At 72.0% G+C, this 13,131-nt stretch carries 10 protein-coding genes; 2 read left to right on the forward strand and 8 right to left on the reverse strand.

Features of this window, described 5'->3' with window-relative positions:
- Positions 1–143: 143 nt before the first annotated feature.
- The 7 genes from OIM89_RS10940 to rsmI all read right to left on the reverse strand — a co-directional run bounded on the left by OIM89_RS10940 (position 144) and on the right by rsmI (position 8,747).
- A complete protein-coding gene (locus OIM89_RS10940) occupies positions 144–1,955 on the reverse strand; it encodes an ABC-F family ATP-binding cassette domain-containing protein (RefSeq protein ID WP_030698662.1) in 1,812 nt (603 codons plus the stop codon).
- A 69-nt stretch (positions 1,956–2,024) separates the two neighbouring features.
- A complete protein-coding gene (locus OIM89_RS10945) occupies positions 2,025–2,972 on the reverse strand; it encodes a 4-(cytidine 5'-diphospho)-2-C-methyl-D-erythritol kinase (protein ID WP_030698661.1) in 948 nt (315 codons plus the stop codon).
- Between the two features lie 55 nt (positions 2,973–3,027).
- Entirely contained in the window at positions 3,028–3,933 is a 906-nt protein-coding gene (rsmA, locus tag OIM89_RS10950) for a 16S rRNA (adenine(1518)-N(6)/adenine(1519)-N(6))-dimethyltransferase RsmA (protein ID WP_226964299.1), read from the reverse strand.
- A 342-nt stretch (positions 3,934–4,275) separates the two neighbouring features.
- Entirely contained in the window at positions 4,276–5,175 is a 900-nt protein-coding gene (locus OIM89_RS10955) for a TatD family hydrolase (protein ID WP_030698659.1), read from the reverse strand.
- A gap of 21 nt (positions 5,176–5,196) precedes the next feature.
- On the reverse strand, positions 5,197–7,149 hold the full coding sequence (locus OIM89_RS10960) for a beta-N-acetylglucosaminidase domain-containing protein (protein ID WP_217467564.1): 1,953 nt from the start codon (positions 7,147–7,149) through the stop codon (positions 5,197–5,199).
- 134 nt (positions 7,150–7,283) lie between these two features.
- The gene (locus tag OIM89_RS10965; RefSeq protein WP_264491192.1) at positions 7,284–7,730 is read right to left on the reverse strand and encodes a hypothetical protein; all 447 of its coding nucleotides are present in this window, start codon (positions 7,728–7,730) and stop codon (positions 7,284–7,286) included.
- 150 nt (positions 7,731–7,880) lie between these two features.
- Complete coding sequence (rsmI, locus tag OIM89_RS10970; protein WP_103506766.1) at positions 7,881–8,747, reverse strand: 16S rRNA (cytidine(1402)-2'-O)-methyltransferase; 867 nt, start codon at positions 8,745–8,747, stop codon at positions 7,881–7,883.
- Between the two features lie 159 nt (positions 8,748–8,906).
- On the opposite strand from rsmI, the gene OIM89_RS10975 reads away from it, so the two are divergent.
- Positions 8,907–10,643 carry a dolichyl-phosphate-mannose--protein mannosyltransferase gene (locus OIM89_RS10975; protein WP_047468082.1) on the forward strand — a complete coding sequence of 579 codons (1,737 nt, stop codon included), beginning with the start codon at positions 8,907–8,909 and terminating at the stop codon, positions 10,641–10,643.
- 244 nt (positions 10,644–10,887) lie between these two features.
- A complete protein-coding gene (locus OIM89_RS10980; protein ID WP_264491193.1) occupies positions 10,888–11,664 on the forward strand; it encodes an NUDIX domain-containing protein in 777 nt (258 codons plus the stop codon).
- Here the strand turns inward: OIM89_RS10980 and OIM89_RS10985 are convergent.
- On the reverse strand, positions 11,648–12,781 hold the full coding sequence (locus OIM89_RS10985; RefSeq protein ID WP_100456837.1) for a helix-turn-helix domain-containing protein: 1,134 nt from the start codon (positions 12,779–12,781) through the stop codon (positions 11,648–11,650). The genes OIM89_RS10980 and OIM89_RS10985 overlap by 17 nt on opposite strands.
- Positions 12,782–13,131 lie beyond the last annotated feature (350 nt).

The raw sequence follows: 13,131 nt of genomic DNA on the forward strand, positions 1-13,131 counted from the left end.
TCCCCCTCTTCACTGATATTTCGGCACGCCAGTGCTGGCCCACTTTTCTACCACTCGAACAACTGGGCGCGCGGAAGCGGTCCAGCCCTTGTTCCCAAGGGAGGACCGGTCCGTGATACGTCCGTTACGCCGCCGCGTGGGCGCTACTCGGCGTCCTCCGCCAGCTCCAGCCAGCGCATTTCCAACTCGTCCCGCTCCCCGGAGAGTTGGCGCAGCTCGGCGTCGAGTTCGGCCACCTTCGCGAAGTCCGTGGCGTTCTCGGCGATCTGCGTGTGGAGTTTCTGCTCCCGTGTGGAGATCTTGTCGAGCTGCCGCTCCAGCCGCTGGAGTTCCTTCTTCGCGGCCCGCTGGTCGGCGGCCGGCTTCTCCTTGCGCTCGGCCTGCTGGGCGGGGACCGGGGCGCTCGGCCCCTCGGTCTCGGCCATCCGCCGGCGGCGCTCCAGGTACTCGTCCACGCCGCGCGGCAGCATCCTCAGGGCGCCGTCGCCGAGGAGGGCGAAGACCCGGTCGGTGGTGCGCTCGATGAAGAACCGGTCGTGGGAGATGACGATCATCGACCCGGGCCAGCCGTCGAGCAGGTCCTCCAGCTGGGTCAGGGTCTCGATGTCCAGGTCGTTGGTGGGCTCGTCGAGGAAGAGGACGTTGGGCTCGTCCATGAGGAGCCTGAGGATCTGGAGGCGGCGGCGCTCACCGCCGGAGAGGTCGCCGACCGGCGTCCACTGCTTCTCCTTGGTGAAGCCGAACTTCTCGCAGAGCTGCCCGGCCGTCATCTCCCGGCCCTTGCCGAGGTCGACGCGGTCCCTGACCTGCTGCACGGCCTCCAGGACCCGGGTGGCGGGGTCGAGTTCCGCTACCTCCTGGGAGAGGTGGGCGAGCTTGACGGTCTTGCCGACGACCACCTTGCCCGCGACCGGCTGGGCCTCGCCGCCGGTGCGGGCCGCCTCGGTGAGGGTGCGGAGCAGAGAGGTCTTGCCGGCGCCGTTGACGCCGACCAGGCCGATGCGGTCGCCGGGGCCGAGCTGCCAGGTCAGGTGCTGGAGCAGGACCTTGGGCCCGGCCTGGACGGTGACGTCCTCCAGGTCGAAGACGGTCTTGCCGAGCCGGGCGGAGGCGAACTTCATCAGCTCGCTGGTGTCGCGCGGCGGGGGCACGTCGGCGATCAGCTCGTTGGCCGCCTCGATGCGGTAGCGGGGCTTGGAGGTGCGGGCCGGGGCGCCGCGGCGCAGCCAGGCCAGCTCCTTGCGCATGAGGTTCTGCCGCTTGGTCTCCTCGGTGGCGGCGCGGCGCTCGCGCTCGGCCCGGGCGAAGACGTAGTCGCTGTAGCCGCCCTCGTACTCGTGGACGTCGCCGCGCTGCACGTCCCACATGCGGGTGCAGACCTGGTCGAGGAACCAGCGGTCGTGGGTGACGCAGACGAGGGCGGAGCGGCGGGCCCGCAGGTGTCCGGCGAGCCAGGAGATGCCCTCGACGTCGAGGTGGTTGGTGGGCTCGTCCAGGATGATCAGGTCGGGCTCGCCGATGAGCAGCTTGGCCAGGGCGATGCGGCGGCGCTCGCCGCCGGAGAGCGGGCCGATGACGGTCTCCAGGCCCTGCGGGAAGCCGGGCAGGTCCAGTCCGCCGAAGAGGCCGGTGAGGACGTCGCGGATCTTGGCGTTGCCCGCCCACTCGTGGTCGGCGAGGTCGCCGATGATCTCCTGGCGGACGGTGGCGGCCGGGTCCAGGGAGTCGTGCTGGGTGAGGACGCCGAGCCGCAGCCCGCCGCTGTGGGTGACGCGGCCGGTGTCGGCCTCCTCCAGCTTGGCGAGCATCCGGATGAGGGTGGTCTTGCCGTCGCCGTTGCGGCCGACGACGCCGATCCGGTCGCCCTCGGAGACCCCGAGGGACACCCCGTCGAGCAGGGCACGGGTGCCGTAGACCTTGCTGACGGCCTCGACGTTGACCAGATTGACGGCCATTTCACTCCTGTACGGGGATGGGTGCGGCCTCCAGCGTAAACGCGGCCGACGGGGTGCGGACGGGGCGTCTCAGCCCTGGTCGGCGCGGGCGGCCACGGTGTCGCGGTCCGGCTCCGGGTCCTGGCCGACGACGGTGGCGCCGGGGGCCGGGGAGGCGGCGACGCGGGCGCTGCGGCAGGTGCCGGAGGCGGTGAGGGCCTCGGCGATGCGGGCGGCGGCGGGTGCGTTCTCGGCGAGGAAGGCGGTGGTGGGGCCGGAGCCGGAGACCAGGGCGGCGAGGGCGCCGGCCTCGGTGCCGGCGGCGAGGGTGGCGGCGAGCGCCGGGTCGAGGGAGAGGGCGGCGGCCTGGAGGTCGTTGTCGACGGTGGCGGCGAGCGCGTGCGGGTCGCCCTCGCGCAGGGCGGCCAGCAGGGCCGGGGAGGCGGTGGGCGCGGGCACCTCGCGGCCCTCGCAGAGCCGGTCGAACTCGCGGTAGACCGCCGGGGTGGACAGGCCGCCGTCGGCGGCGGCGAAGACCCAGTGGAAGGTGCCCCCGACCGGGAGCGGCTCCAGCTTCTCGCCCCGCCCGGTGCCCAGCGCGGCCTCGCCGACCAGGCTGAACGGCACGTCGCTGCCGAGGTCGGCGCAGATGCTCAGCAGCACCTCGCGCGGGGTGGCGAGGCCCCACAGGGCGTCGCAGGCGACCAGGGCGGCGGCCGCGTCGGCGCTGCCCCCGGCCATGCCGCCGGCCACCGGGATGTCCTTGGCGATGTGCAGGTGGACGTCGGCGGTCCGCCCGGCGCGCTCGGCCAGCGCCAGGGCGGCGCGGGCGGCGAGGTTGGAGCCGTCCAGCGGGACCTGGGCGGCGTCGGGGCCGGTGACGGTCAGCCGCAGGCCGTCGGCGGGGGTCGCGGTGACCGTGTCGTACAGGCCGACGGCGAGGAAGACGTTGGCCAGGTCGTGGTAGCCGTCGGGGCGCGGGGCGCCCACCGCGAGCTGGACGTTGACCTTGGCGGGGACGCGGACCGTGATGCTCACTGGCGAGTGGGCCTTCCGGGAGGGGTCGGGGTGGGGGCGCGGCGTGCGGGCCGGGTCAGCGGGCCGGGGTGTGCTCGGCGATGGCGGCGAACTCCTCGACCGTCAGCGACTCGCCCCTCGCCTGCGGGGAGACCCCGGCGGCGACCAGCGCGGCCTCGGCGGCGGCGGCCGATCCGGCCCAGCCGGAGAGGGCGGCCCGCAGCGTCTTGCGGCGCTGGGCGAAGGCGGCGTCGACCACGGCGAAGACCTGTTCGCGGGTGGCCTTCGTCGCCGGGGGCCCGTCGCGGCGGACCAGGGAGACCAGGCCGCTGTCGACGTTGGGCGCGGGCCAGAAGACGTTCCGGCCGATGGCTCCGGCCCGCTTGACCTCGGCGTACCAGTTGGCCTTGACCGAGGGCACGCCGTACACCTTCGAGCCGGGGGCGGCGGCGAGGCGGTCGGCGACCTCGGACTGCACCATGACGAGCGTGCGCTCGACGGTGGGGAAGTGCTCCAGCATGTGGAGGAGGACCGGGACGGCGACGTTGTACGGGAGGTTGGCCACCAGGGCGGTGGGTGGGGGGCCGGGGAGCTCCGTGACGCGGAGGGCGTCGGAGTGGACCAGGGCGAAGTTCTGGGCTCGCTCGGGGAGGCGGGCGTTGACCGTGGCCGGGAGGGCTGCCGCGAGGGTGTCGTCGATCTCGACGGCGGTGACGTGTCGCGCCGTCTCCAGGAGGCCCAGGGTCAGGGAGCCCAGGCCCGGGCCCACCTCCACCACCACGTCGTCGGGGCGGACGTCCGCGGTGCGGATGATGCGGCGGACGGTGTTCGCGTCGATGACGAAGTTCTGGCCGCGCTGCTTGGTTGGGCGGACGCCCAGCGCTGTAGCTAGCTCGCGGATGTCGCTGGGGCCCAGGAGGGCGTCCTGTCCGGGGGACAGGGGGTTCTCCGGCGGCTGGGGGTCAGTGGGGCTGCTGGTCACCGGTCAAGCGTACGGGGCTGCGGGCTGCGGTTTGCCTTCGGCGGGGGCTGGGGGTGCCTCCGGCGGTGGTGGGGGGTCGGCTGGGCTTTGTCTGTGGGTGGCCGTGGCTGGCCCTGCGGGTCACTGATGGCCTCAAGCGCCGGCCGGGCTGTGGGGTTCGCGGTTCGTTCGCCGTCTGGGTCGGGCGGGGCCGCACCGGGGTACCTCCTCACAAACTGCAGGGTGCGGGGTCAGTCGCTTCAAGGCGGCCGTGTGTGCAGTTTGCTGCGGGGGCACCCCGGCACGACCCCGCCCTTCCGTCTCGTCGGCGTCGTCCCGCCGGTGGGGGGGGGTTCGGGGCCGTCAGTGGTGCAGGGGGTAGCCGAAGGCTTGGGAGGTGTTGGTGGCCAGGGCCTTGGCCAGGTTTTCGGTGGGTTCGTCGCGGGTTTCGGCCATGGCTCGGACCGTGACGGGGATCAGGTACGGGGCGTTGGGGCGGCCCCGGAAGGGGGCCGGGGTGAGGAAGGGGGCGTCGGTTTCGACGAGGAGGAGTTCCTGGGGGGCGGCCTTGAGGGCTTCGCGGAGGGGGTGGGCGTTCTTGAAGGTGATGTTGCCGGCGAAGGACATGTAGTAGCCGTGGTCGGCGCAGGTCTTGGCCATGTCGGCGTCGCCGGAGAAGCAGTGGAAGACGGTGCGGTCCGGGGCGCCTTCCTCGCGGAGGATGCGGAGGACATCGGCGTGGGCCTCGCGGTCGTGGATGACCAGGGCCTTGTCGTGGCGCTTGGCGAGTTCGATGTGCGCGCGGAAGGAACGCTCCTGGGCGGCCATACCCTCGGGGCCGGTGCGGAAGTAGTCGAGGCCGGTTTCGCCCACGCCGAGGACGTGGGGGAGGGCGGCCAGTGCCTCGATCTGGTCGAGGGCCTCGTCGAGGGCGGCTTCGCCGCCTGCGGGGCGTTCGCCCTGGCGGGACCAGCCGTCGGGGTCGCCGAGGACGATGCGGGGGGCCTCGTTGGGGTGGAGGGCGACGGCGGCGTGGACCCGGTCGTGCGCGGCTGCGGCCTCGGCGGCCCAGCGGGAGCCCGCGAGGTCGCAGCCGACCTGGATCAGGGTGGTCACGCCGACCGAGGCGGCCTTGGCCAGGGTCTCCTCCATCGAGTCCGCCTGCATGTCCACGTGGGTGTGGCTGTCGGCAACCTCGACCGTCAGCGCCTCCGGCAGCGGCGGCGCTTCCTGTTCCTGACCCTTGCGTCCCTCACGGCTCATACCTCCGATCCTACGAAGCTGTCAGGTCAGACGGGCGGCCGCCTCGGTCAGGAACGTGTCGAGGACGCCGTCGGCGATCTTGGGCTGGACCTTGCCCCAGGAGTTGCGGGGTGGATCGACGCGGACGGCGCGGGCCTGGTCCTGGAGGGTCCGGGACTCCTCGGCCAGCTCTCGGGCCCGGTTCTGGTCGCCGCGCTGCCAGGCGTCGAGGGCGTCGGTCATGGTGACGGTGGCCCGGCCCCAGAGGGCTGTGGCGTCGAGCCAGGGGGCGGCGTCGGTGACGAAGCCGGGCTGGACCGGGCCTGAGCGGATCGTGGCGGGGGCCTGGGCGAGGGCGTCGGCGTAGGGGCGCAGGGTGCGGACGGCCTTCGCCTCGTCGCCCGCGTCCCAGCTCTGCCAGAAGGCGGCGGTGCGGCGGGAGAGCTCGGGGGCCTGGGGCTGCCAGGGGGTGTCGCCGAAGGTGGGGGCGAGGTGGTTGAGGTCGCCGAAGAGCAGGAGGGCCTTCGTGGCGTCGGGGTCGCCGCCCGCGAGGTAGGACAGGGCGGCGTGCCAGGTGGCCTTCGCGTCGTAGGCGGTGTCGTTCCAGGAGAAGGCGGCGGCGCCGAGGACGGCGACCTTGCTGGCGTGGGGCTGGTTCATGGGGTTGGCGACGATGCCGGTGAGGTGGTCGGAGAGGCCGGGCTCGCGGCGGTCGTAGGGGGCGAGGAGGAGGCGGCCGCTGGTGTTGCCGAAGTCGTTGACCGGATAGTTGTCCCAGACGAAGACCTTGCGGCCGAAGAGGGCGGAGGCGGCCTCGGCCTGGTCGTTGGTGATCTCCGGCGGGACGACGTCGGTGCCGGTCCACATCACCTCGACCTCGGCGTCCAGCTCGTCGCGGAGGGTCTGCTTGTAGGCGGTGTCGGTGAGGTCGCCGTACTCGGTGGGGACCGTCTGGAGCGGGCGGGTGCCCTCGTGGGTGGCGACGAAGGTGCGCTGCACGTGGTTGAGGAGGTCGCTCTGGGCGCGGGCGGCCGGGGCGCGGCCGGGTTCGCCGTAGGCGGCGCGGTCGGCCTCACAGTTCCAGGCCGTGTAGTTGATGTCGTCCAGCGGGATCGAGAAGGAGCGGGTGCCCAGGTCGTAGAGGGCCTGGAGTTTGGCCGTGAGGTCCTGGACGTGGTCCGGGTCGGAGTAGCAGATCGAGGTGCCCGGGGAGACGGCGAAGGTGAAGCGGACGTGGTTGGCGTCGGCGCGCTCCACCAGTTCGCCCAGCTCGGCGGCCTTGTCCTCGGGGTAGGGCTCGCGCCACTTGTCGCGGTGGTAGGGGTCGTCCTTGGGCGCGTAGATGTACGTGTTGGCCTTCACGTCGCCGTAGAAGTCCATCTGGTCGAGGCGTTCGGCGTGGGTCCAGGGGGTGCCGTAGAAGCCTTCGACGGTGCCGCGCAGGGGCATGGCGGGGAAGTCGGAGATCGCGGCGCCCGCGATCCGCCAGGTGGTGCCGGAGCGCTGGAGGAGCTGGCGCAGGCTCTGGACGGCGTAGAACTGGCCGGTGGCGTCGGCGCCCGCGAGGGCCACGGAGGCGCCGTCGGCCCGGAGCGCGTAGCCCTCCGCCCGGTCGGGTACGGCGGTACCGGCGAGGGCGCGGGCGAGGTCGGGGCGGTCGGCGGCTCCGAGGCGTACGGTCAGGCGGCCGGTGGCGCGGGGTACGGCGTCAGGGGCGACCACGTCGACGCGGGCGGCCCCGTGGTCCTCGAGCTCCCGGACGAGGCGGCGCAGGGCGGCGGGGTCGGTCCGGTCGTCCGCGACCACGGTGACGCGGCGGGTGACGCGGGAGTCGGTGCCGGTGGGCCGGACGGACTGGGGCTCGGGGGTGACCCGGGGCAGGCGGTCGGGGGGCTCGGCGGCCTGACCGGCCTGGGCGGGGGTGAGGGCGGTGAGCGCCAGGGCCGTGGCGGTGAGCAGGCAGGCGCGGGTGGAGCGGTGACGACGACGAGGCACGACAACTCCTGGTGGTCTCGTACTCCTGGTGGTCTCGACCGGTCACTCGGACCCCAGGAGGGTCCCGCCGTACCTGCGCGTCGTCAAGGGAACGCGCCCGCGCCCGCTCCACCACCACCCGGTTCCGGCCGCGGCTATCCGTGCCCGAAGATCCGGGACCAGATCGAGCGCCGCCCGCCGGCCCGGGCGGCGCCGGTGTCGGACCGCTCGCTGGGCACGTGCGCCGCCATGCCGCCCCGCGCGGCGGATTCGCCCGAGGCGGTGCCGTGCATCGCGGCCTTGACGGCGGCCACCCGGCCCGCCTGCATGATGCGGACGACGTGGCCCCCGCAGTTGAAGCAGGTGGGCCGGGAGAGCGGTGAGGGCACCCGGTGACCGTCGGCCAGGTAGAGGAAGAACTCGTGCCCGTCGCGGTCGGTGAACCGCTGGATGTCGTACTCCTGCTCCCAGCCGTGGCCGCACCGCATGCAGGCGAACGAGTACGCCTCGTGCACGGTGTCGACGGGCGCGCGGGGTATCGGGGCTTCGGAGGCCGGGCTGGAGGTACCGGAGGGGGTACCTGTCCGCGATGTCTGGCTCATGCCGACTCCTTCGGTCGTCTCCCACCAGTGGACTCCTGTGGGGACCGGGGCGCATCAGGGCCGGTCGCATCATGGACGGGATTTGGGACCGCCATGGCGGGGCGGCCTCACCGATGCCCCCCGCTTTACCTTTCAGGCTAGTCCTTTACCTCACTTCGGGCCGTTTCGTTCCGCGTTCTTTGCCGCCACGACGGCGTCGAAGACCTGGCGCTTGGGCAGCCCCGCCTCGGCGGCGACGGCGGCGATGGCCTCCTTGCGCCGCTCCCCCGCCTCCTCGCGGTCACGGACCCGTCGCACCAGCTCCGCGTCGTCCAGGTCGGCGGGCCCGGCCTCGGGCGCCCCCTCGACGACGATCGTGATCTCCCCGCGTACGCCCTCGGCGGCCCAGGCGGCCAGCTCGCCGAGGCCGTCGCGCCGGACCTCCTCGTAGGTCTTGGTCAGCTCGCGGCAGACGGCGGCGCGGCGGTCGGCGCCGAAGACCTCGGCCATCGCCTCCAGGGTGGCGGCGAGCCGGTGCGGCGCCTCGAAGTAGACGAGGGTGCGGCGCTCGTCGGCGACCTCGCGCAGCCGCCCCAGCCGCTCCCCCGCCTTGCGCGGCAGGAACCCCTCGAAGCAGAACCGGTCGACGGGCAGCCCGGAGAGGGCGAGCGCGGTCAGCACGGCGGACGGGCCGGGCACGGCGGTGATGCGCAGCCCCCGCTCCACGGCGGCGGCGACCAGCCGGTACCCCGGGTCGGAGACCGAGGGCATCCCCGCGTCGGTGACCAGCAGCACCCGGGCACCCTGGGCCAGCTCCTCGACCAGTTCGGGGGTGCGGGCGCTCTCGTTGCCCTCGAAGTAGGAGACGACGCGTCCGGTGGTGTGGACGCCGAGGGCCTGGGTGAGGCGGCGCAGCCGGCGGGTGTCCTCGGCGGCGATGACGTCGGCGCGCTCCAGCTCGGCGGCGAGCCGGGGCGGGGCGTCGGCGGTGTCGCCGATGGGGGTGCCTGCGAGTACGAGGGTTCCGGTTCCTGTCACGGCTCCATCCTCGCAGCCGCCGGCGGCCTCGCCCGCAGCCGGACGGAAGGGACGTTTCCGCCCGGCCGCCGCACGGCTCGCGGGGGACGGGGTGCCCCAGACGGGGAGGTACCGGCACGGGGGCGGGACCTGTCCGGGGCCGTTCCCTACGATGACCCGGTGACCAAGACCGCCTCCTCGACCGGGGCCCCCACGGACCGGCCCGACGCGACCGCGCAGCCCTGGCCGCAGCGGCTGCGCAGATTCGGGTACACCGCGCGCCCGCGGCAGGGGGTGCGGGAGCGGCTGGTACCGCCGTACAACGAGCCCGACCCGCGGCTCTGGAAGGGCCTGGGCATCGGCGAGGCGACCGCGCGGCGGCTGGTGGCGCTCTCCGCCTGGGGCGGCCCGCTGCTGGTGGCGCTCCTCGCCGGGGTGCTCCGGTTCTGGAACCTGGGCAGCCCGAAGGCGGTGATATTCGACGAGACGTACTACGCGAAGGACGCCTGGGCCCTCATTCACCGCGGCTACGAGGTGAGCTGGCCGAAGAACGCCGACGCCTCGATCCTCGCCGACCCGTCCTCGGTGCAGATCCCCACCGACGCCTCGTACGTCGTCCATCCGCCGGTCGGCAAGTACGTCATCGGCATCGGCGAGTGGCTCTTCGGCCTGGAACCGTTCGGCTGGCGGTTCATGACGGCCCTGCTCGGCACCCTCTCCGTGCTGATGCTCTGCCGCATCGGCCGCCGCCTCTTCCGCTCGACCTTCCTCGGCTGCCTGGCCGGGCTGCTGCTGGCCGTGGACGGCCTGCACTTCGTGATGAGCCGCACCGCCCTGCTCGACCTGGTGCTGATGTTCTTCGTGCTGGCCGCCTTCGGCTGCCTGCTCATCGACCGCGACAAGGCCCGCGCCCGGCTGGCGGCCGCCCTCCCGGTCGGTACGGACGGCGTCGCCCGCCCCGACTCCGGCGTCGCGGGCAGCCTGCGCCTGGGCTGGCGGCCCTGGCGCCTCGCCGCCGGGCTCTGCCTGGGCCTCGCCTTCGCCACCAAGTGGAACGGCCTCTACATCCTGGCCGCCTTCGGCCTGCTCACCGTCGCCTGGGACGTCGGCGCCCGCCGCGTCGCCGGAGCCCGCCGCCCGTACACGGCCGTGCTCCGCCGCGACGTCCTCCCCGCCTTCGTCTCCACGGTCCCGGTCGCCCTCGCCACCTACGTCGCCTCCTGGGCCGCCTGGATCGCCTCCCCCGCCGACGGCACCGGCGGCTACTACCGCGACTGGGCCGCGGGCGCCGGACAGGGCGGCTCCTTCACCTGGCTCCCCGACTGGCTCCGCAGCTTCTGGCACTACGAGAACAAGGTCTACGACTTCCACGTCGGCCTGAACTCCGGCCACACCTACGAGTCCAACCCCTGGTCCTGGCTGGTCGCCGGCCGCCCCGTCTCCTACTTCTACGAGTCCCCCGCCCCCGGCAAGGACGGCTGCCCCGCCGACACCGTCGACAAGTGCGCCCGCGAGGTCCTCGCCCTCGGCACCCCCGCCCTGTGGTGGGCCGCCTGCTTCGCCCTCGCCTACTGCCTCTGGCGCTGGGGCCTGCGCCGCGACTGGCGCGCCGGCGCCCTCCTCTGCGGCGTCGCCGCCGGCTACCTCCCCTGGTTCGCCTACCAGGAACGCACCATCTTCGTCTTCTACGCCGTCGTCTTCGTCCCCTTCCTCTGCCTCGCCCTCGCCATGCTCCTCGGCGCGATCATCGGCCCCCCAGGCTCCTCGGAACGCCGCCGCACGGCAGGCGCGGCCGCGGCAGGCGTGATCGTCCTCCTCATCCTGTGGAACTTCATCTACTTCTGGCCGCTGTACACGGGGGAGCCGATTCCGGTGGATCAGTGGCAGGGGAGGATGTGGCTGGATACGTGGGTGTAGCTGGGAAAAGACCGCGCCCGGAGCATCCCCCGCCTAGTCGTTGATGGTGGTTGCTGGCCGTCACAGGTCAACCGCCGACGGCCCACAGACGGCCCAGCGAGGGCGGCGCGTTTCAGGCCGGCGCAGACGCATGCCACACGCCGAGCACGTATGGAAGTGAGAGACGCGCATGACTGAGTCATCAACGCAGCTCCCCAGTTACGCTGGCGACCATCAGCCGACGAGCCGGGGGTGTGCGCCGAGGATGGGGCCCAAGACGCAGAGGGTCTACGAGACGATCCGATCCTGGATCGAGTCGGGCAGGTACGAGCCCGGCGACAAACTGCCGTCAGAACGCACGCTGAGTTCCGAGCTGGGCATCGGCCGCACAGCCTTGCGGCAAGTACTGGGCCGCCTCGCGAACGAACGCTTCATCAAGGCCCACGACCGAAGCGCCTACCGCGTCGTCGGGAGCAGCGGCGTACCGACGCCGAGCAACCTGCCTGCCTGGGAGATCCACGGCAGCCGCCGCATCTACGACAATCGGTGGGTCAATCTGGACCTGGTCGACGTCGAGCCCCCCGGCGTCAAGCGCTTCGAGCATCACGTCGTGCGGCTCCACCACGTTGCGATCACCGCTGTGCTCGACGACCAGGACCGTGTGCTCATGCTGTGGCGCTATCGCTTCGTGCCAGAGCAGTGGGGATGGGAACTTCCTGGCGGCATCGTGGATGACGGCGAGGACCCTGCCGTCACAGCCGTGCGGGAGACGGAGGAGGAGACTGGATGGCGCCCGGCAGCGGTCGAGCATGTGGTTACCTATCAACCCATGATCGGCATGGTCGATTCGCCACACGAGGTCTTCGTAGGGAAAGGCGCCACACATGTCGGCGATCCCTCTGACACTGAGGAGGCCGGCCACGTCGCCTGGGTGCCGCTGGACGAGATTCCCGGGCTGATGAGGGAGGGCAAGCTGATGGGATCGGGAACGATCGTCGCTCTCCTCCACCTCCTCTCCTCCCGGCCTACAACCGCTCGGTAAGCAGTTCCACACGCTGGCGATACCGCACGGACCCCGTGCGGTTCGCTGCCAGCCTGGCTTGCTGAAGGTGACTACGAGCTTGGTCCAATTCGCCACGCGCAAGGTGGGCATGCGTGAGGTCGCAATGCACGCCAGCGCTGGCCCTCACGAACGTTGGATCGGCCTCGTTTAGCGAGGCGTATAGCTCAGCCATAGCGCGTTCGTCACCGAGCTTGACCAGCACATTTCCGCGCCAGCGCCCGAGGTGCCCTGCATTGAGGAAGATGCTCAGCATGTCCGGGTCGCGCGCCTCTCCGTCGTCCGGCAACAGAGCCTCCGCCCGGTCCAACGCTGCACGCGCCTCCGTCGCTCTGTCAGCGCCAGCGGCGGCGCACAACTCAGCCTCCGCTGCTGCGAGCCAAGCCCGCAGTCGCGGCGACTGCTGCTCAACCTGCACTCGCTGCGCTTCCCGTACCAACTCGATCGCGAGCTGCGGGCGGCCGGCATCAGCCAACACATAAGCCTGCTCACCCATCGCGTGGGCCAGGTACAACGGGGACTCGGCGTCCTGCGCTGCCTTCTTCGCCAGCTCGTAGTGCTGCCACGCTCGCTCTACGGCGCCAGCGTCAAGAGCTTGCCACGCGGCGAGGGTGGAGGCTCCTGCAAGCGCAGCCGCAACTGGTCGCCTCGCGCTCGGAAGAACAGTGAACGTCAGCGCCTCTTCCATTGCCGCCAAATGCCCGTTCATCTGGTCAATGAGTCCGGCGGCTCCCATCTGACGGTCCATGGTTCGCAACAACTCAGTCTGGTCGAGAAACGGCTCAACCATGGATGCACTGAGGCTGCTCGCCGAGTCGATGCGGCCTAGTAGTTCCTCGTAGCCACCCGCCGGAGCAGGGGGCTCCTCACTCCGACCTCGCAGCTCTGCGTCCGTGATGCCGAACAGGGGCCGAAGGACGGCCGCGTACCGATCCGTGATGACGCGACGGCCGTTCTCCCACTCAGAGATGTAGACCTTGAGGCTCGGAGGCGACGCGATGTCGAGAAGCCGCCGCTCGGCGAAACGCCGCATCTCGTAGATGAGTTTCTCCTGCGACCACCCTCGCGCCCTCCTGGCCGCCCTTAACCCGTTCGCCATGCCGTCTTCCCAACGCCGCAGGTGAGAGCTGGTTAACCCCACCGACATTAACCCGCGTTGGCTACCGGGGCACCCCTCTTCGGCCGTTCCGTAGAGATGCACGCAGACGCCGACCGCGTCGAAGGGGTTGCGTCTGGTGCGCACCAGATGCTTATCTATTGGTGCGCACCAGATGAGCCCCGAGGGGGTCGGACGGCACGCACGAGGTGGCCCTTCTTTGGGCTGCGCTCAACAACTCAACAGCGTGATCCACCGCAGTACGGCGGCCGTGACCGTTCCGGCCGAGGCGAGTGGAGACCAGTCGGCCGAGAAGGGGCCCCCGTCACACCGGGGCCCAACACCCCAGATGG

Origin of the sequence: Streptomyces sp. BI87 (assembly GCF_025957665.1) — a bacterium.
GTDB lineage: Bacteria > Actinomycetota > Actinomycetes > Streptomycetales > Streptomycetaceae > Streptomyces > Streptomyces albidoflavus.

What these genes read in the sequence shown, in the direction of transcription:
- OIM89_RS10965 (WP_264491192.1), bottom strand. Translation starts at nt 7,730, where the DNA reads ATGAGCCAGACATCGCGGACAGGTACCCCCTCCGGTACCTCCAGCCCG.
- OIM89_RS10980 (WP_264491193.1), top strand. Translation starts at nt 10,888, where the DNA reads ATGGGGCCCAAGACGCAGAGGGTCTACGAGACGATCCGATCCTGGATC.
- OIM89_RS10985 (WP_100456837.1), bottom strand. Translation starts at nt 12,781, where the DNA reads ATGGCGAACGGGTTAAGGGCGGCCAGGAGGGCGCGAGGGTGGTCGCAG.
- OIM89_RS10955 (WP_030698659.1), bottom strand. Translation starts at nt 5,175, where the DNA reads ATGAGCCGTGAGGGACGCAAGGGTCAGGAACAGGAAGCGCCGCCGCTG.
- OIM89_RS10940 (WP_030698662.1), bottom strand. Translation starts at nt 1,955, where the DNA reads ATGGCCGTCAATCTGGTCAACGTCGAGGCCGTCAGCAAGGTCTACGGC.